The 17,519-nt window shown below is 58.9% G+C and carries 17 protein-coding genes; 14 read left to right on the top strand and 3 right to left on the bottom strand.

The window, feature by feature from the left end:
* Positions 1-30 precede the first annotated feature (30 nt).
* On the bottom strand, positions 31-1,347 hold the full coding sequence (locus ACQP2D_RS09655) for an XRE family transcriptional regulator (RefSeq protein ID WP_433683371.1): 1,317 nt from the start codon (positions 1,345-1,347) through the stop codon (positions 31-33).
* A gap of 275 nt (positions 1,348-1,622) precedes the next feature.
* Here ACQP2D_RS09655 and ACQP2D_RS09650 point away from each other — a divergent pair, with 275 nt between their 5' ends.
* The 8 genes from ACQP2D_RS09650 to ACQP2D_RS09615 all read left to right on the top strand — a co-directional run bounded on the left by ACQP2D_RS09650 (position 1,623) and on the right by ACQP2D_RS09615 (position 7,299).
* Complete coding sequence (locus ACQP2D_RS09650) at positions 1,623-2,060, top strand: hypothetical protein (RefSeq protein WP_433683370.1); 438 nt, start codon at positions 1,623-1,625, stop codon at positions 2,058-2,060.
* Positions 2,061-2,210: 150 nt separating this feature from the next.
* Entirely contained in the window at positions 2,211-2,417 is a 207-nt protein-coding gene (locus ACQP2D_RS09645) for a hypothetical protein (protein WP_433683369.1), read from the top strand.
* On the top strand, positions 2,407-3,102 hold the full coding sequence (locus ACQP2D_RS09640) for a PEP/pyruvate-binding domain-containing protein (RefSeq protein WP_433683368.1): 696 nt from the start codon (positions 2,407-2,409) through the stop codon (positions 3,100-3,102). Before ACQP2D_RS09645 ends, ACQP2D_RS09640 begins: the two co-directional genes overlap by 11 nt.
* Positions 3,099-3,998: a hypothetical protein gene (locus ACQP2D_RS09635; protein ID WP_433683367.1), complete on the top strand. Its 900-nt coding sequence runs from the start codon at positions 3,099-3,101 to the stop codon at positions 3,996-3,998. The genes ACQP2D_RS09640 and ACQP2D_RS09635 overlap by 4 nt, the downstream gene beginning before the upstream one ends.
* Entirely contained in the window at positions 3,998-4,657 is a 660-nt protein-coding gene (locus ACQP2D_RS09630) for a hypothetical protein (protein WP_433683366.1), read from the top strand. The genes ACQP2D_RS09635 and ACQP2D_RS09630 overlap by 1 nt, the downstream gene beginning before the upstream one ends.
* Before the next feature lie 44 nt (positions 4,658-4,701).
* Positions 4,702-5,691, top strand: coding sequence for a hypothetical protein (locus ACQP2D_RS09625; protein WP_433683365.1), 990 nt, complete (start codon positions 4,702-4,704; stop codon positions 5,689-5,691).
* The gene (locus ACQP2D_RS09620) at positions 5,685-6,596 is read left to right on the top strand and encodes a hypothetical protein (protein WP_433683364.1); all 912 of its coding nucleotides are present in this window, start codon (positions 5,685-5,687) and stop codon (positions 6,594-6,596) included. Before ACQP2D_RS09625 ends, ACQP2D_RS09620 begins: the two co-directional genes overlap by 7 nt.
* Before the next feature lie 22 nt (positions 6,597-6,618).
* A complete protein-coding gene (locus ACQP2D_RS09615; RefSeq protein ID WP_433683363.1) occupies positions 6,619-7,299 on the top strand; it encodes a hypothetical protein in 681 nt (226 codons plus the stop codon).
* A 254-nt stretch (positions 7,300-7,553) separates the two neighbouring features.
* Here ACQP2D_RS09615 and ACQP2D_RS09610 read toward each other — a convergent pair whose 3' ends face one another.
* Positions 7,554-10,475 (bottom strand): hypothetical protein, encoded by a 2,922-nt coding sequence (locus ACQP2D_RS09610; RefSeq protein WP_433683362.1) that lies wholly within the window; start codon positions 10,473-10,475, stop codon positions 7,554-7,556.
* 249 nt (positions 10,476-10,724) lie between these two features.
* A complete protein-coding gene (locus ACQP2D_RS09605) occupies positions 10,725-11,291 on the bottom strand; it encodes a hypothetical protein (RefSeq protein ID WP_433683361.1) in 567 nt (188 codons plus the stop codon).
* A gap of 511 nt (positions 11,292-11,802) precedes the next feature.
* Between ACQP2D_RS09605 and ACQP2D_RS09600 the strand changes: the two genes are divergently transcribed.
* From ACQP2D_RS09600 to ACQP2D_RS09575, 6 genes are all read left to right on the top strand, one after another.
* The gene (locus tag ACQP2D_RS09600; protein ID WP_433683360.1) at positions 11,803-12,936 is read left to right on the top strand and encodes an OmpA family protein; all 1,134 of its coding nucleotides are present in this window, start codon (positions 11,803-11,805) and stop codon (positions 12,934-12,936) included.
* Positions 12,937-12,979: 43 nt separating this feature from the next.
* Positions 12,980-14,311 carry a hypothetical protein gene (locus tag ACQP2D_RS09595; protein ID WP_433683359.1) on the top strand — a complete coding sequence of 444 codons (1,332 nt, stop codon included), beginning with the start codon at positions 12,980-12,982 and terminating at the stop codon, positions 14,309-14,311.
* Positions 14,308-14,568, top strand: coding sequence for a hypothetical protein (locus ACQP2D_RS09590; protein WP_433683358.1), 261 nt, complete (start codon positions 14,308-14,310; stop codon positions 14,566-14,568). The genes ACQP2D_RS09595 and ACQP2D_RS09590 overlap by 4 nt, the downstream gene beginning before the upstream one ends.
* On the top strand, positions 14,565-14,768 hold the full coding sequence (locus ACQP2D_RS09585) for a hypothetical protein (RefSeq protein ID WP_433683357.1): 204 nt from the start codon (positions 14,565-14,567) through the stop codon (positions 14,766-14,768). Before ACQP2D_RS09590 ends, ACQP2D_RS09585 begins: the two co-directional genes overlap by 4 nt.
* Positions 14,769-14,953: 185 nt before the next feature.
* On the top strand, positions 14,954-15,199 hold the full coding sequence (locus ACQP2D_RS09580) for a hypothetical protein (protein WP_433683356.1): 246 nt from the start codon (positions 14,954-14,956) through the stop codon (positions 15,197-15,199).
* The gene (locus ACQP2D_RS09575; protein ID WP_433683355.1) at positions 15,189-17,378 is read left to right on the top strand and encodes a type IV secretory system conjugative DNA transfer family protein; all 2,190 of its coding nucleotides are present in this window, start codon (positions 15,189-15,191) and stop codon (positions 17,376-17,378) included. Before ACQP2D_RS09580 ends, ACQP2D_RS09575 begins: the two co-directional genes overlap by 11 nt.
* Positions 17,379-17,519 lie beyond the last annotated feature (141 nt).

The following is a 17,519-nucleotide window of genomic DNA, read 5'->3' as shown; positions in this document are numbered from 1 at the left end:
CGAGGACCGAGCGGGTTGCTGCTTCACGGCTCATACAGCAGCTATACCACCAAGACGCTGCCGAAGGTCGGCCACACCATCCAACCTGCGGTGGGGTGCGGCCAGGCCGTTCAGCTCACGGAGATACCACCCGGCCCGTTGCGAACGAACATGGGAAACGTCGTTCACCGCGGCCTGCCCGATCACGGCGGCCTCTTCCGGTTCGCCAGTTGCCATCACCAGCGACGCCAGCTTGAGGTTCGCGAAGGCACGGGACCGAACGTAGTTGTCGCCATGCCCGTCAACGGCTGTCTGGAGACGGCGCCGGGCCTCGGAAACAAACCTGCCGTGCATCGCCAGATCGTACAGAGCATGGCCGGTGTCGCCGCCATGTTGGGCAGCGTCGTAATAGCCCATCCAGACCGGATCGTTCTCGGGCTGGCTATTACTGAATTCGTCGTCGGCTTCGCCAACGGCCCGGACGGCATCATCAACCCGTTGCAACGTGGCCAGTGCTCGTGCCCGAACCGTATGGATGTTGGCGCGTTCGGTGGCCGTCAGCATGTCGGCCCGTACCAGCGCCAATTCAGCGAACGTCAGTCCGGTATCGGGATCGCCGCACCAGATGGCCTGGCGAGCCATCCGCGTCAAAACCTCCGCCCGGAGGTGGGGGTCGCCCGCTTGTTCGGCACAGGTAAGGGCAAGTCGCATCATGCGCCGTGCGTCGTCGTGAGCGAAGGCATCGAACGCCATCCAGGCTGAGGTATGCCCAAGGAAACCGACCGCGGTAAACAAATCCGCTCGGTTACTGGCTGAGCACCGGGCATTCAGCAGCTCCACGGCGTAGCTCAGTTGCGCGGCAACGGCTTCACGGACCAAGCCACCGCCGTAGGTGTTGTCCCATGACGAAAAGACCTGGGCGGTATTCAGTACCTGCTGGATCTCGGTTCTGCCGACCAAGGATGGGACCGGCGTAGGTTGCGTGACGACCGCCAGTTCCCGCAGTGGCACCGACGCCGCGAATGCAGCTGCGGTCCCGAGAGCTACACGGAAAAAGTCTGAACGGCGCACAGGTTCCTCCTCGGGTAGATCGGAAGCCAGCACAACTGGTGAGCGCTGGTCGTGGAACCCCACGTCATGGTCAGATTCGACCTTGAAGACATGGCGGAAAGCCGCACGGTAGCGGGGGTTCGGCCAGGTTCGTTCGCCGCGCAAGTAGCGGCGAATCGTTTCATCGGTATAGCGGCCGGGTTTGCCGCCAAGCTGTTCGACGCGGGCGTTCAGCAGATCCGCCAGCCGCTGCTGCGTCATATTCGCCTCACTCATGAGGCTCTGCAGCTTCATGTTGGGCACCAGCTGTTTGGTCATCGCCGCCTCCCCTTGCGGTGCCGTGGGTACGGATTAGTGGGAAGGGTACGCCCGGTGGGGGTTTCGTGACGAGAAACCCCCGGTAGACCCCCCTTTTACGGCCCCGGAACCCCCCGTTTAGCGCGGTTCTAAACGGGGGTCGGTGGTGGGCCTACCGACGTTCGCCCGTCGGGGCGACTCTCAAATCGGCGCTTGACAATTCCGGGGTTGGCCAACCCTCCCCACTTTCGCTGAATGTCAGGTGCCCCTTGCCAATCTGCCCAGGGGTTGCCCACATGGAGACGGAACTACTGCTGATCGCGCAACCGACCGCTGTTCGGTGTGCGTGCAATCTGGTGCTGATCAGGCTGTCCCACTGGGGGCTGTCGCATATCTCCTCGGTGATGGAAACGCTGACAACAGATCTCGTTGCCAGCGTGGTTCACACCATCGGTTCCCCTAAGCGGGACCGGCCTGAGCCTGGCGACGACATCCCGCTTATTCGCTGCGTGCTGTGGCAGCGCGGTGGCGTCGTCGGTTTCGCGGTTGAGGACCCGACCGATGTGGACATCCCAACCCCATCCATCGCCACGTTGTATCCAGCCGTCCGGTGGGACCGGACAAGGCTGACGACCGGCAAGGCGACCTGGTTCATCGTCCCAGTGCCATCGACTCTCTCCAGGCCGGACGAGCGCGATGGCTCCTTGTCTCCCAGGAGGGTTCGCCGTGCCTGAGTACCACATCCGGGTTCAGCTCCAGGGATTCCCACCGCTCGACTTCCGCGCCGAGCGGGATACCGCCCTGAACTTCGTCCGCGCTGCACCATCCGTGGGAGCGGTCGCCTCCACCGATGACGACGTGCGAGATGACTTGCCGCTCTTACCTTGCGCACGGCTCTGGCGGTGGCCATGACCCGCGCCACTCACATCCGTCGCAAGGCTGCCACACCGGCGGCAGCACGAAACGAGCTGACGATGCGTGATCTGGAAATTGTCGCTCGTGTCTTCGGCTTCACCGACCTCAACACCCTGATCGACCTCATGACCAGATCTGCCCGCCACCAAACGAAGGAGCAACTCCATGATCGTTGATCTCGCCAATGCGCCTCTGCCACCGGATCTTTGGGGCAACAAAGCAGCGCGGCTCAGTAAGCTCGCAACCGAAGGATTGCCGATTCCGCCTGCATTGTGCCTACAGCCCGGTGCCGTCACCGGCCTGTGGCGAGGAAGCATCCTGGGCCACTGGCTGGCAGCGCTGACCTCCGATCGCGTGGTGCTGCGTTCATCAACCCAAGCGGACGATCGGAGAGATGACGCCGGGGCCGGCAAAACCGTGTCGCTCACAGATCTGCCACCCTCAACCGAACATCTCATCCGGGTGATCGAACAGGAGATTGAACCGGATCTGAGCCGCTACGAGGGTGGACGCTGCTGCATCCTCCAGGAGCAAATTCCCTGTGTACTGGGCGGTGTCGCCTTCAAGACGCCGGAATCCCTTGTGGTGGAAGGCTGCTATGACACACCGCTGGCCACGACGGGCGGCGAGGTGCCTCAGCTGAGATTGGTTTGCCGGGACGGGGTTCGCGAATGGGAGTTCATCGACCACGACAGCGTGCAGTACCAGCGGCTTGCGGCTCAGATCGAAGATCTGGCCACCCGTGTTCACACCGTTATGCGGACGCCAGTGGATATGGAGTGGATGTTCGACGGCCGGAGCGTCTTCGTCGTCCAGGCCCGGCCGGTAACAGCCCCGCTGACGAGCGAGGCCCAGGCGTGACGATCACCAAAGCCCAGGCCGTCGAACTGTTCCAGCGTTTCCACCTGGACGGGCTGCCTGCCTTCCTGCTGCATCTGCCGTCGCCCGATCCGATCGACGCCATTCGCACCCAGCTGCCGAATGCTTCACGGTTCACCCTCCGGGTGTGCGGTGATGATGAGAATCAGAATCTGCCGCGGATCGTCGGCTGCGACCTCGGCGACGCCGAGCAGTGGTTACGTGAAGCCGAAGAGGATGGCGTCAGCACGGTGGTGGTGCAGCCCTACGATGATCTGCTCTTCTCAGTGGAACTGGCTGTGGCCGAACAGGCATACGTCGCCGAAGTAATCCCCGGCATCTGGGAACTCGACAACCTGGCCGAACCCACCACCATGACGCTGACGCCCGCCGAGGAGATCGGTGTCCGACTGCGCGGTCCGATGAGTGCTCAACCTGCCAAGTTCTGGACGATTGCAACTGGCTACGTGGCGCAATATGCCCGCGTCGAAGATTGGCAGCTGAGCGATGTCATGTGCTGGGTCGGCGAAAACGCCGGCGAACTGCAACAGCTACGGACTGCGGTCGGCACCGATGTTGTGGGCATCAAGCTGCACTACGCCCGCCGGTATGGCCTATCGCCGCAGAACATCCACACCAAGGGTCTGTCGATTCCGACCGACGTCCAATCGTCGGCGCTGACACACCTTCCCTTGATCACGTCCATTCAACAGGGACCGCCCCAAACGCCAGCGGTCCGGCTGGCAGTCGGCATCGGCCGGGAGCGCTACGGGGAGCTATTGACGTTCGCGACCAAGTTGCAGGCAGCGGGAATCACAACGGTGTATGTCCGCTCTGGCCTGCTGTCCCACATGGCAATCACTCTGCGGCAGCAGGGTTTTGACGTAAGGCGATGGTGATGTACTGGATATCTATCGACGGTGTGGACGGCGCAGGCAAAACCACCCTTGCCCGTCAACTCCAAGCGCTCGACCTCAAGCGAACCCGCATCCTGGTCCGCGACGACAAACCTGAACAGGCACTGGACAATTCGCTCTTCGTCAGCAAGCGCCTGATCGCTCTGCGCGAACTGGTCTGGGACTACGACCCCAAGGAGAGCGTCTGGGAGTATGGCACCCGCTACTGGCTGCACAGCCTCGCCAGCTGGTTCTGGCTGTACTACGAAACCGTCGTCATCCCGGCAGGTCGGGTGTCGTCGTTCGTCATCACAGACGGCTGGGCGATCAAGCACTGGGCCCGCTTTCGGATGCATGAATCACCGGCCATCCGTGATGCAGCTGACCAAGTGTTTCGCGAGCTGCCGTGGCCCGATCGAACCGTCCTGCTGCCTCCGGGAACCGTTGCCGGAGATGGACCAACGAAGCAGCTGAAACCCTCGGAACTCGGCGCGTTCCAGCCAGGCGGTACAACGAAGTTTGATACCTACCAGCAGGCCACGTGGGTGCAGATGCGGGAGTTGGCCGAAGAGATCGACGACGAACTGACCGACGTCCGCTACGCGCCAGATGGCGAGATACCGGATGCTGCCTCCTTCTTGCGGATTGTCGAGGTCAGCTGATGGCGACGCGCCTTGTTCCTCCGACGCCGCCCGCGGATCACACCATGGGTGAGCAGTTGCATCGCTACGTCCTGCCCAAGGTGCCTGAGTTGGATCTGAGCGACGTGCAGGCCATCAAGGTGTACGGCTCGCCCTCGCTGGCATTGCTACTCAATGCCAAGCCGCTGGATACGAAGCTATTCAATTGGCGCCGACCGGAGTTCATCCGCCTCGGCAGCTTCCTCCACTGCGTCACGTCGCCAGGCCGGGACTACACCTGGCACTACGCCAAGCTGATCGCCACCGCGGGCCTCATCAGGGGTGAGCAGCGGCCGGTGCTGCTGACCCAACCGAAGCGCTACGAGATGGATTGGTTCATCGACCGCTGGCTACCCCATTCGCTGCCGGATGCCGATGTGGTCGTCTTCGGATACGTCCAGCAGCTGTTCGGCCGCGAGGCTGAGGGCGTGCCCTGGAACCACTGCCATGGCTTCGGCTGGAAGCACATCGACGTGGCAGGGGCATCGGTGCTACTACTCGGCTGCGAGTTCAGTTACTGGGGCGATCTGGCCGGGAGCCTGACTGCCGCCATCCTGCGCCGGGAGATCACCTCGTGGGTACTGTACGTCGGCAAGTTGGGATCGCTCGATCCCAGCCTGGCCCCGAACCAGTGGCTGGCGACCGGTCAGAGTTCGGTGGTCGATGGCGTGCCGTTTACCTGGCGGGGCCGTCTCCAGTACGTCCGGCCGACAGGGCGGATGCTTCGAGATATTTGTCACGTGACTATGCCCTCGGTGATCGACGAGACCCGAGAGTGGGCGGTCGAAGCATCGCAATCATGTCAAGTGGTTGATCCCGAAATTGGGCAGATGGGACGGGCAGCCGTCAAGGCTGGCGCGTCGTTCGACTACCTGCATCTCGTGACGGATAACCTCGTCAAGGATTTCGACCAGGGACTGTACGACGAGCGTTCCAAACATGTTGCATCGCAACGGAAATCGCTGCTTTTGGAAGCGGAACAAATGATACGAAGGGGTATAATTCAAACATGCTGAGGGGACCATTTTTGTATTGCGGATTGAGCTGGCGTGAAGATGGCCAGTGGTTCCATGAAGCCATTTCACCCGACGGCGCGGTTGAATACTGGCCGGGTCCGAACAAGCGACTGGCATTTCGAGTGACTGATGAAAGTCGCTACTGCTTGGGTTATTTCACCTTCGACAATGGGATCGGCACCAGACAGCCATGCGCAGAGCGCGCTGCGGTGAAGACCGGCAAGCAATGCGACCGGTGCCGCTTTCTCGAAGGTTTCTCGACTGTCCATCAGCATCAGGGCGCTATTGACGGATTGCCCGTGCAGATACGGGATTACATCGGCCAGCCGCACCTGCTCTACATCGCCTGTTTCGGAACCGGGCAATGCAAGGTGGGAACCGCTGCGCTGTCGCGGAAGAACTCTCGTCTGTATGAACAGGGGGCGATCCTGGCGCGAGTCGTTGCCAGCTCGCCGGATGGCCTCCATGTCCGCCATCTCGAACGGATTGTGTCCGCGGCCGGATTCAAGCAGGCGATGACCAGCAGCGCCAAAACGAACGCCCTTACCGGCACGCTGGATAAATGGTCGACTCTCGAAGGTTCACTCGCGACCGCAGCCGCCAAGGCCGTCGAAAGCCTGCCTCCTGACGCCAAGCTCCTGTACGACACATGGACTGGCGGTGAGTGGTTCTACAACAAGCTGCTGGATTACGGCCGATTCCTGGAGGCTGCGCCATCATTCGACGGCGCTGGCGAGTACGTCATCGACGGGGTCGACGCGTTAGGGCACACCATCCTGTGCCATGACGGCGACGGGTCGTCAGATCTGGTGCTGCAGAACGAATCCAAGTTCGTCGGCCACCTGATCGAACTGGACGACACCATCGAAAACAAACCAAGCTCGGCTCAGGCCAGCCTGTTCTGACCTTCGTTCAAAGGAGTATCCAGTGAGCGCACTGGCGGATATCTGCACCTTCTGCTGCGAGGTGAGCGGCGGAACCAGCTCTAATCTGTTCTACGACCTTGGCATCTCCCCGGAGGACAGCCGCGACTACATCCTCGATGAGACACCGCATTTCGTCATTTTCCCCTGCATCGGGGCGCTGGTGCCGGACTACGTCCTGATCGTCAGCAAGCGGCACACGTTGTCGGCAGGCTGGTTCAACGACGAGGAACAAGCTGACCTCCGACAGCTGATCGATCGTTGGACCGGCCGGCTCGGCTCGGCCGGTAACAGCGTCGTGCTGTTCGAGCACGGCAGCTACGACTTCCGCGATAAGGGCGGTGCCTGCTACGACCATGCCCACATCCACCTCATCGCCGCCGATGCCCAACCGGAAGCGTTCGTGAAATCCGTTGCGGAAGACGTGGTTCTTCATCGGTGCGACGATTGGCTGTCCGCAGCCGTCGACAGCGTTCAGCGGCAGGAACGGTCGTACCTGGCGATGCGTACAGACGGGCACGACTACATCGGGAACTCACGGCAGGCACGGTCACAGTTCTTCCGGCGACACCTTGCTGCATGGTTGGGCGCTGAACCAGGTGGGTGGGATTGGTTGGTGTATCCGGAGATTGAGCGGGTCCAGGGAATGATCAAGCGTCATTGGGATATGAATCCAGTGCGCTGAAATCTCAACTACCAGTGAACAAGTGCAGAACGTTGCCGATGAGGTGCCCAGTTCCAGCTATTTTGTCATGATCGACAAACAGAACACCCGAAGGGTTACTGCATTTTCTTGCATACAACATGTACTGAGGTTATCGACCAAGCGTTAGATTCGGGCTCAGGTCGTTGCCTCTTTCGTTCCCCGACTTCTCTAGCCCCTCTTAACCCAACCATAATAAGGACGTCACATCAACGACCAGCGAGTCTCTTACAGACCTATTTATAGAGCAGTCCCACGATTTTCTTTGGGTCCGCACAAACACCCCGTATGACGTCTCCCCAATCTTCGCGGCCACAAGAAGCCGCAATGTCTAGTGCATGCTCGACTTTCAAAATATCCACAGCGGATTCAGAGCCAATCACCAGACAAGCCACCAGGACTCTGTAACGAGCTATCGCATACCAGTGAGCGTCGGAAAAAATAAGGATTTCGGCGAACTCATTCAAAGTTTCCGCCAAGTCGCTTCGACGAGAGAGGTCCGGGTCTTTTAGGGCCTTGTAGACCTCGAATACTGTCCAGGGAAAATCAAAGATCATACGATGTTCAAACGATTCTATCAACGGCGATTCTGCAAATATAGAGCGGATAGATGTGACGTCAAACCTCACATCGACCGCGCCAAATTTGATCGCAACACAGAAAAAGAATCTAGCGAGCTGATCAACGACTTCCAAAATGAGCTCGCCGTCTCCACACAGCTGGCACTCCATCAACAAGCGATAGCAGTACTCAGTGTAGTATGTCATCATCTCCAGATGTTCGTCTACGCCATCGGCGGCTAGACTCTGAAAACTCTCGGACGCCGAGATATCGTGAGTAAGCAAGTGCATCCTGAACTGAAATACCATATCATGCGGCGGGTCGTCTCTAGAATCCCAACCCTTGGATATTTCTAGTATCTCTTTGTAGACTACGCTTGATTCTACGATACGCCCTGCACGCAACAGGATATCGGAGAGTGTTCGCATGCTCTCAAGAACTATCCACCATCCGGCGGTATCTATAATATGAGAGACATCAATACGAGCGTTCATACTCAAAATGGTCACGGCTGCCGATATATTTCCGATTGAAGCCATGAAACGCCCATAAATGAGAAGGCTCATGCGATCTTCATGATTCATTACCGGCATAGATGGATTCGATACAAACAACAGCGACTCGCGGCCACTAGCCAAATCGTTCCCTGTCAAATATTCATGGAATCCGAGATCGAGGCACGCGTTCAACACCCCCCTCCTTGAAAGGCTCGGAACCAGGACGTTTAATTGTCTACACGGTGCCGTAATACCCTCGATAGTCCATCTATCACCCGTGCCTATTTCGAGCCGGATAAGCAATTCGGTCAAGACGGCTGTACATCCTTGTTTACTCTCTGCCGAAGCATCTCGGATTTCGATAGGAAGGTCGCCGGGATTCGCTGGCCGCAATGTCAATACTTCGTTCGGTTGAACCACAATCAAGCGACGCTCATCAATGGACAGTGACCAGATGAGGTAATCGAAGCACCGACTACTTAGATTGCTGAATACGACATCAATCTGGCGCAGTGCCCGAGCGAGAACAGCAACTGCCAGCTGAATATCATCTGTTGGAATACCCTGCACCTCTTCCTGCGGCGCCTTGCGAAGAAGCAGGTCCATGGAGGCCCATGCGACCGATATCATATGCTTTGAAAGGGCGTGCCCCGGCTTCCACAATTCACACTGAAGTCGTAATTTGAGAGCGCTGAAGAACCTCCTACGACCAGCTATCAGTGAGGGTTTCCGGAGTTCGAGTAAGCATAGCCTTGTTAAGGGGTGCACCGATATTTCGTAGCTATCAGTTTCGACATTCTCGTCGGCACTCTTCGTAATCTCGATTAATGCGTGCCGATGGAGGCATTTCCAGGCGCTTTCAACCTCGTTGCTTGCCGCAAAGCTTCCCGAAATTCCTTTATGCTTCCGAACCATCGGATACATGTCTGACCATAGAATTTTTAGAAATCCGATCTCATGTACTCCATGCAGATCTATCAGTAGGTCCAAAAAGGACAGCGCATGTGAATTCAGTCGCGGAAGAGCTTCGATCATGAACTGATAGTGACTGACAAAGCCTCGACGGTTATCTCCGCTTTGACTTTCAACTAAGCGGATGAAATCGCTGGGATGGGCAATCTGATCCAAGTAATCGGCTATGCAAAATCTGCCCCTTGAGCTGCTGATTGTCCGGCACGCTTGGACAAGTATTAGTATTCTGTGAAACGTAGCCGCTGCTAGTTGCTCGCACTCACTGTCAGCCGCTTCAGGGATAAACTGCCGAATAACGATAGCAGACTCGTCTCTGGACAAGTCACCGACGTGAATACTGTCTTCGTCGGCAAGATGTGAAGGTGGGCGATTCCTTGACAGCACAATAATGTGCGACTGAAACCGGTGATCCTCGGCAATCTCCGGGAATGTACCGGCTTCATGGTTCTCTATCTTTACATATCGAGGACCTCCGTCGCGGCAAAGCAGCTGTATGAATCTGTGCCTCACTAACTCTGGATCACCATCACTTGGTTCTCCGAACAATTCAAGCGCTTTGCGGATGTGCCCGTGTACAGTTCTATCATCAAAAGGATTGCCGTTGGCGGCGCAATCTATTTCAACCACAAAGTCATCTATTCGACCCAACGCTGCGTTTACGGCAACGGTTTTACCTGCGCCTGGTGGCCCGAACACCCAAACTAGTGGCCGCTCGTTGTACTCTATTGCATTTCGTATCGCACGACTTATTTCGGGTCGATTTACGACAAAACCCTGGTTTTCAACTCTCTCGACAGGCTCAGGTCCAGGCCCGGGAAGTTCTTCCGCTATCTTCAGGAGAATCTTGGCAAGATCCATCCAAACGATGTCTAGCATTCTTTTTACTGCCGTTCCTCCGGCTTCTATCCGACGTCCGTCCTTTGTCTTTAGATCAGCAAGGTCCAACGCGGCAGGCAGATAGTGAGTGGAATATCTTAGCGGTTCCGGTCCATACTTTGAGTACACTGCTGGATCACCGAATCCACACAATAAATTGGCAAGCTCTCGCTCTGGTGCGTTCTTCCACTGATTGTCGTCCGCCGTCGACATGGGTCTTTCAGGATTGAGCCCAGACATCTTCTCTGGCATACCGGTCACTATCGCCCTGTGAACAATTCTCCGGGCTTGCTTGTCCGGCTTGACCTTCCATCTTTCTGCCCCCGCGATGATCTCTAGCACCTGCGCCAAGGCACGGTACTTCACGTGATCGTTGGCATGAGTGAAGGCATCATCGAGACCCTGCCTCGCTGCTTGCGCGAGCTGCTTCCGAAGATCCGTGAGAGACGCCAGGTCCTGGGGAGGAGGCTGTGATGGCACTCCACCATTATGCCGCTAGCCTCAGCCCCACTGGTGGTAATCCGAGTTAGCCCACTGCGCGATCTCGAACGGCGAGACTGCGTCGTCTCCCGCATCCTCCAGGCTGCGGTTGAAATCCTCGATTTGCTCGGGAGTAAGACTTTCATGCATCAGGCGGGGAATGGTATTCTCGCGTGCTATTTGTACCGCGAGTTCGTGCTGGTACTTCTCGCTATCAGAGATAAACCTCAGAAGAGTTTCCTTCACGAACTCATAATTATAGTTCACGAGATATCCGACAGTCTCGGCAGCGAAGCGCCAATCATCGTCGATGTCACTTGTTGCGCAGCGATGAATGATATTCCGCGCACGCTCAGGATCGTTGGCGGCAAGTCCGCGCATAGCGCGGTATACGTGATAGCTGAGATCGTCGCCGATCTCGAACGAATCAAAACGTTCGCCTGGACGCCAGCCCATATGCATATTCATAGTAATAGCTCGCTGCAGAAAAATTATCTCATCATCCTGCATCGGCTCAAGGTCGAAATAGGTGTCTGGCGGCGATCGCTCCCGTTCAGCTGACGGCGGATTGAATTCATGATTATTCATCTAGGTACCATTATGGGCTTTTTGGGTGCTATGTAAATAGTTTGGACCGACACCCTCCGCCTGGCCCAAACGTTTGGACCAAAAACGTATCTTTCGGTCCAAACGGTCAGCGTTTAGAAATGATTCAGCTTCTCCGACCGGAGAGCTGAAAGGAAAACGACGATGGAACCAACGGTCACCGCTTGGGCACTGTTCATGGCGTCGTACTTGCTCGTTTCCTTGGAAGCGACCGTCAAGCTGCGGCTCGCCCAACCGCGTCATGGACGACACAGCAGGCCAGTGGTCTACCGATGTGCAGCCTGCGGTCATGACGCCAGCGGGGGTGATGCCTAAATCCCTTTGCGGTGGGCGGCATCAGCTGGGGCTGGTGCCGCCCACCGTTCCGGCAATGCTCCGTCTCGTAATTCCTTTTGTCCTACCTACAGCAAAGGAGCCCACTTTGAACCGTTCCCATAAACCACCGAACTGTCGCTTGATCAGCCCTCCCCCTATTCCACCCAGGCTCGTTCTGGTGTTGGTCCTTCTCATCCTGTCCATCGGCCTGCTGACCGCCTGCGCCCCCGCAAACCCCTCGGCATCAACGCAATCCGTGACATTTGTCCTGACCGCCACCAGCGCTGAACCCCGGCCATCGCTTCCGGCCTCGGTCCGATCCAGCCTCTCGGAACAGGCAGCGCAGGCGAAAAATGCAGGCGACGCCACCGTTCATGTCATCAGCTCGGGGGCCGGTGCCATCCTCGCAAAGGACTTGGCCCCGATGCGCGGCAACCAAATCGAACACGCTCCGGCCGAACGTGATCGGAAGATCGTGGCAGCGCTGGATGACCTTGCCCGTCAGATAGCCGACGTGACCGCCGACCGTCCCGGCCTGGATCTGTTGACTCTTCTCGACCGGGCCAGCGAGCTGCCGAGCAACAACATTCATGTTGTGTCATCCGGCATATCGACAGAAGATCCGGTGGACATGAGGGCACTCGGCTGGAACTTCAAGCCAGCCGCAGTGGTGGATGCCGTTGACGCGCAAGGGCTGCTTCCGAACCTGTCCGGCCGTCACGTGACATTCCATAACCTCGGCGCTGCCGCAGGAAGCCAGCTGCGGCTTTCGCCGGCATCTCGTGATGCGGTCACGGGACTGTGGTTGGCGATGTGTGCTCGTGCTGGTGCCACCTGTACGGCCGTCACGGATGCATCGGGGATGGATGCCCCTATCGCCAAACTGCCAGTGCCGGTCGTACCCCTGTCGACCAGCGTGACGGACGGCGGTTGTCCCGTGTGGGCCAGCCTCAGCGATGAAGTGCTGCAGTTCGCCCCCCGCAGTGCCGTTCTGCCCGACGACGCCGACAACACCTTGCGCCCGGTCGTGGAAGCTGCCAGGCGATGCAACGTGCGATCTATCGACATCGCGGGCCACGTGGCAGACCTCGGCCAGGGTAACGAAATCGGCGATATCTCCGGCCAGCGTGCTCGCGCCGTTGCCGATCGCCTTGTAGCACTTGGCCTTCCCAAGGATGCCCTCGGCAGTGTCACCGGCCGCGGCAATCGTGAACCGGTTGTCATCAATTTCACCGATGGCCAGTTCGACGAGAGCAAAGCACGGTTCAACCGCAGATGCGAGTTGACGTATCACCGGGCGGGCAGCCGGTGAGCCGGATCATTCCCGCAACTACCAGCAGGAAAGGAGTGCATGCATGGCTGTTCGAACACTGAAACGCCGTCCCAAGCCACCAGCCAGACCGGCCGGAGCGTCGGCGATCTACACCAAGAAGAAGGTGCCCCTCCGCCATATCGCCACGTCGGCCCTGACCGCTCAACCCATCGTCCGCCGAAGTATCACGCCAGCATTGGCGCTGGTGCGAGAGCAGTGGCGCATCGGGGTTCCGCGTTCATCGGCCCCTCTGACCAACCTGGAAGCGCTGTACGTCAGCAAAGGCATTGCCGCCGCCGAACACCTGCGTGACCGCGGGGTTCAGCAGCTTAGCGAGGTGGTCGATCGGTACATGCAGGTTCAGGCGAAGGTGGCCGGTCTGCGCCTCGACGTCCAGCGAGCCGATCAGCAGAAGATTGTCGGCCAGGACGGCGAACTCATGACCGTTGCCGAGGCCGACGAAAGGATGGCGGAAGCGTCTGCCTTGGTAGTAGCCGAAACAGCAAGGGGCAGCATCAAGCATCAGCGAGCGGAGGACTGGCTGCGTCGGTTGGTGCCGTGGATGCCGTTCGCCGACTTCCCAGTGATCTTCTACTTCATCGCGATGATCATGAATGTTGACCTGGCGGGCGTGTCCAGTGGCGACGGGGCGGCCATCGGGCAGTCCATCATTCCCTTGCTCACCAGCGTAGCGTTCGCTGTTCTCGCAACGGCGGTTGTCTCCATCGCGCTCCACTTCTTCGCCAACGACTTGCGCGACTATAAGGATCACAACGGGCACTTGGCGATACCGAAGGGGCAAGCGCGCAGTATCCCGCTGTGCTTCCTGGTTCTGGCGATTCTCGTGACTGTTTGCGCGGGAATCCTGATGGCTTACAGGATCGTTCACGACAGCATCGGTGCTGGTGGTGACGCCATTGGCGCCTGGGTCTTGGGGATGTTCTTCTGCGTGATCGTGCTGGCGCTGGACGTCGTAGTTTTCGCCAGCAAATTCCGGGACGGTTCGCGGCTGACCGATGAAATTGACCTGCTCGCAGGACAGTTGGGCGATGTGGCCGCGCGGAAGCAGCAGTTGCACGAACGAATCGACCGGTTGACCCCCGAGTTGGACGTCCTTCGCCAGAAGGGTGAAGCCATCTACGACACCACCCGCACCAAGATGAGCGCCCCGATCCAAGGGGCGAATCAGCTGATGCTGCTATCTCGGAGCTACCACCAGGGGTGCGGCTGGAGTGCGGACCTCCTCGCTCCTGATGGGCAGCCGCCGCATTCGTTCCTGTCGCCGCGTCCAGTGGTAGATACCTCGGCGCTGGATCGCCTCATCGCCAAGCTGCGCACTGATTCAAAGCCCATCGACCGAGAGGAGTCCATGTGACCACCAACCACTTTCGCGAACAACGAGCCGAACTGATCAAACACCCACGGCCCGCACCGCTCGATGGCGATGATGTCGCCGCCGCGGGTGACCTGATCAACTTCGTGCTGGACCGCTGTCTGGAACTGACCGATGCGCTGTACCGCTACGCGAATCTGCGCCTGAACGAGGCACCATCCACCAGCCAGCGAACGATCGAGTTGGCCGGCGTCATCGCCAGCGAAACCGTGACGTGGGTACGGCGGTGGGGCCAGTGAGCAGCGAACCGGAAGGTATGGCCGAGTCTTTCAAACGAGGGTGTATCGCGATTTTTGTCGGCATGATCGCGATCTACGGAGCGTTGACGGTCCTGGAATCTATCTGGCCGGTGCTTCTCATCATTTTCGGTGTCCTGGGCATCGCGGGTCTCGTTGTGGGCGTCATTATGCTGATCCGCCGCTTTCGTCAAGGTTGGTGAAATACCGAAGTTTTCACCTCTGTCAGAGGTCACCATATCGGTGTCGTAGTAATTACAAACATCATTGACTGTAGCTTCAATGCAACACATAGTGAACTGTAGGTGTTGCATGAAAGCTACACATCGAACGCCGGGTAATTCGCGTTCATTCGCTTAATCAACGTAATTCGAATAGGAGGAGAGGTATGTCTAAATCAGGAAAGTTCAACCCCCGTCGTCCCGCCAAGGGGCGCAATCGGCCGAATCGGCCACAGGTCAACATCCGAGTCCGCAGCGTCAAGCACAATCCGCCGGACCTGCGCAAACTCGGTCGTGCGGTCATCGCGATGGGTCTGGCGGAGATGGAAGCCGAAAAAGTTTCTGCCGCAGAAGAAACCGACACCGATATTGCTACGACCGATGAGGGCAAGGAGGTTCGGGATGACCGATGAACAGCTGCCTCTCCCCCTCGCCGCCGACACGCTCGTCTGGCAATACATTCTGTGGCCCAGCCCTTTTCGTGAAGCCACTGCTCTCGGGCTCCTGACAAAATGGGCGGCCGAACAACATGCCCCGCAATTGATTCTGGAAGCCCGTAGCGACAATCGCGGCATCGAGTATCTGGTGGGCAGCCAGCTGCGCCACGCCACGGCGGTTCGCCGATCCGTCGAGCAACTAGTTCCCGGTTCGGTCGTCGTCAATTTCGACGGCACGGACCGCGCCGATATCACGACTGCCCGCCGACTGAAGCTGACTGCCACGGATTGGCCGATCGAACCTGCGGACCGTGTTGCCTCCGAACGTTCGATCCTCGGGGCGATGACGGCACCGCGTGGACACGAGCGCTTGGTCCTTCAGGTGATCCTTGGCCCGCGCCGTCAACCAACCCTGCCACCACTCGAACCAACGAACGGCCGACAGACGGTCATCTCCAAGGTGTTCACTGGCATTCAGTCCGAGCGTCGACCGGATGCCCGCCAGGCGCTGACACGGAAACTAGGCCAATTCGGCTTCCAGGCCAGCCTGCGTATAGGGGTTGATGCACCGTCAGCCGAACGCCGAAAGGTGCTGCTGCTCGGGCTGGCCGCCGCCGTTGGGACGGTGGAGGGCGCCGGTGTTCACCTCCGTCTGACCAACGAGAAGGCCGGGCGGATCAACCAGCCACGGTCACATTGGCCCCTTTTCATGCCGTCGCAGCGGCTCAGCGTCCCTGAGATCAGTCACTTGGTGGCGTGGCCGATTTCCGATCAGGAAACCTCCTTCCCCGGACAACCCCCACAGCACCCGAAACCCGTCCGGCCGACACCTGCCGTTCAAACCGGGGAGCGCATCCTGGCCACCGCCAACGCGCCTGGAGCACAGGGAACCATCGGGTACAGCGTGGTCGACTCGATGAGGCATTTATGGACCATGGGGCCGTCAGGAGTGGGCAAATCGTCGCTGTTCCTGAACCTCATCGTCAACGACATGGAAGCTGGCCGTCCTGTCGTCGTGATCGAACCCAAAGACCTTGTGGCCGATGTGCTGGCGCGGATTCCGGAACATCGCAAGAACGACGTGGTGCTGCTCGATCCGCTGGATAGCGCCCCGATCGGGATAAATCCCCTCGATGGCAGCCACCGTGGCGGGCGCACGCCGCAGGTGGTAGCCGATTCGCTGTTCAGCATGTTTAAGGCGATCTACGGCGACAGCCTGGGGCACCGTTCGGCCGACATCCTGCGAAACTCACTGGAAGTCCTGGCCCGTCGCGATGATGCCTCCCTGGTGATGCTGCCGTTGTTGCTCACGAATTCTGGGTTTCGGCGGTCTTTGACCCAGCAGGTCATCCGCGAAGATCCGTACGCGGCAGGACCGTTCTGGGCCTGGTACGACTCGCTGTCTCCGGAAGCATCGGCCAGCATCATCGCGCCATTGTCGAACAAGTTGCGTCCGCTGATGACCAAGCAACTTCGCGCCGTGCTGGCCCAGAGGAACCCGAAGTTCAACATCCGGCAGGTGCTGAACGAGAACAAGATCCTGCTGGTGCCCTTGCAGAAGGGTGTCATCGGTCCAGAGTCGGCCCAGTTGCTCGCGGCTGCCGTGCTGTACGAGCTGTGGCAATCCATCCTGGAACGCGCTGGCACACCGGAAAACTCAAGAACGCCGGTCATGGTGTACGTCGACGAGGTATCCGAATTCCTGCGCTTCTCGGATGATCTTGCCGAAGCGTTGGCCCTTGCCCGGTCGTTGCGCGCTGGCTTCCACCTGGCGCACCAGCATATTGCCCAGCTGCCGAAGTCCATGCTGGAGGCGTTCAAGAATAATGCCAGGTCAAAGGTATTTTTCCAGCTTCAGCCGGACGATGCCAAGATTGCGGTTGCCGGACAGTCGAAGCTCAGCATCGAAGACTTCACCCACCTGCCCGCCTATTCGGTGTACACCAGCGTGGTGAGGGACAACAGCGTTCAGCCGTGGGCCTCTGGGGCAACCATCCCGCCGCCGCCGAAGACCAGCGACCCGAACGAAATCCGCCGTCTGAGCCGTAAGCGCTATGGCCAGCCGCTGGACGAAATAGAGGCGGGTTTTGCTGAACTGCTCGATCCGACCTCCGACGCACCCACGGCCCCGCGACGGCGACGGAGGCAGCCATGAGAAGCGTCGGTAACGAGATCGGATTGGAGGTTCGAGTGGAAATCCGTCCCACGGGAGCCCAAGGCAACCACCTTTTCGCTCACCATCTCACGTCGACTCACTCCCTCCCATCCTCCCCGCTCAGCTCCCATTCGCCCGTCG

The sequence above is a fragment of the Nocardia sp. CA-119907 genome (genome assembly GCF_050955995.1).
In the GTDB taxonomy this organism is placed as follows: domain Bacteria; phylum Actinomycetota; class Actinomycetes; order Mycobacteriales; family Mycobacteriaceae; genus Nocardia.
The sequence above is the reverse complement of the archived record's forward strand: the minus strand, read 5'-3'. Positions and strand labels throughout refer to the sequence as shown.

Coding starts and splice junctions, on each gene's coding strand:
- ACQP2D_RS09580 (WP_433683356.1), top strand. CDS start 14,954: ATGTCTAAATCAGGAAAGTTCAACCCCCGTCGTCCCGCCAAGGGGCGC.
- ACQP2D_RS09595 (WP_433683359.1), top strand. CDS start 12,980: ATGGCTGTTCGAACACTGAAACGCCGTCCCAAGCCACCAGCCAGACCG.
- ACQP2D_RS09640 (WP_433683368.1), top strand. CDS start 2,407: ATGATCGTTGATCTCGCCAATGCGCCTCTGCCACCGGATCTTTGGGGC.
- ACQP2D_RS09575 (WP_433683355.1), top strand. CDS start 15,189: ATGACCGATGAACAGCTGCCTCTCCCCCTCGCCGCCGACACGCTCGTC.
- ACQP2D_RS09605 (WP_433683361.1), bottom strand. CDS start 11,291: ATGAATAATCATGAATTCAATCCGCCGTCAGCTGAACGGGAGCGATCG.
- ACQP2D_RS09625 (WP_433683365.1), top strand. CDS start 4,702: ATGGGTGAGCAGTTGCATCGCTACGTCCTGCCCAAGGTGCCTGAGTTG.
- ACQP2D_RS09620 (WP_433683364.1), top strand. CDS start 5,685: ATGCTGAGGGGACCATTTTTGTATTGCGGATTGAGCTGGCGTGAAGAT.
- ACQP2D_RS09650 (WP_433683370.1), top strand. CDS start 1,623: ATGGAGACGGAACTACTGCTGATCGCGCAACCGACCGCTGTTCGGTGT.
- ACQP2D_RS09630 (WP_433683366.1), top strand. CDS start 3,998: ATGTACTGGATATCTATCGACGGTGTGGACGGCGCAGGCAAAACCACC.
- ACQP2D_RS09655 (WP_433683371.1), bottom strand. CDS start 1,347: ATGACCAAACAGCTGGTGCCCAACATGAAGCTGCAGAGCCTCATGAGT.
- ACQP2D_RS09610 (WP_433683362.1), bottom strand. CDS start 10,475: ATGCCAGAGAAGATGTCTGGGCTCAATCCTGAAAGACCCATGTCGACG.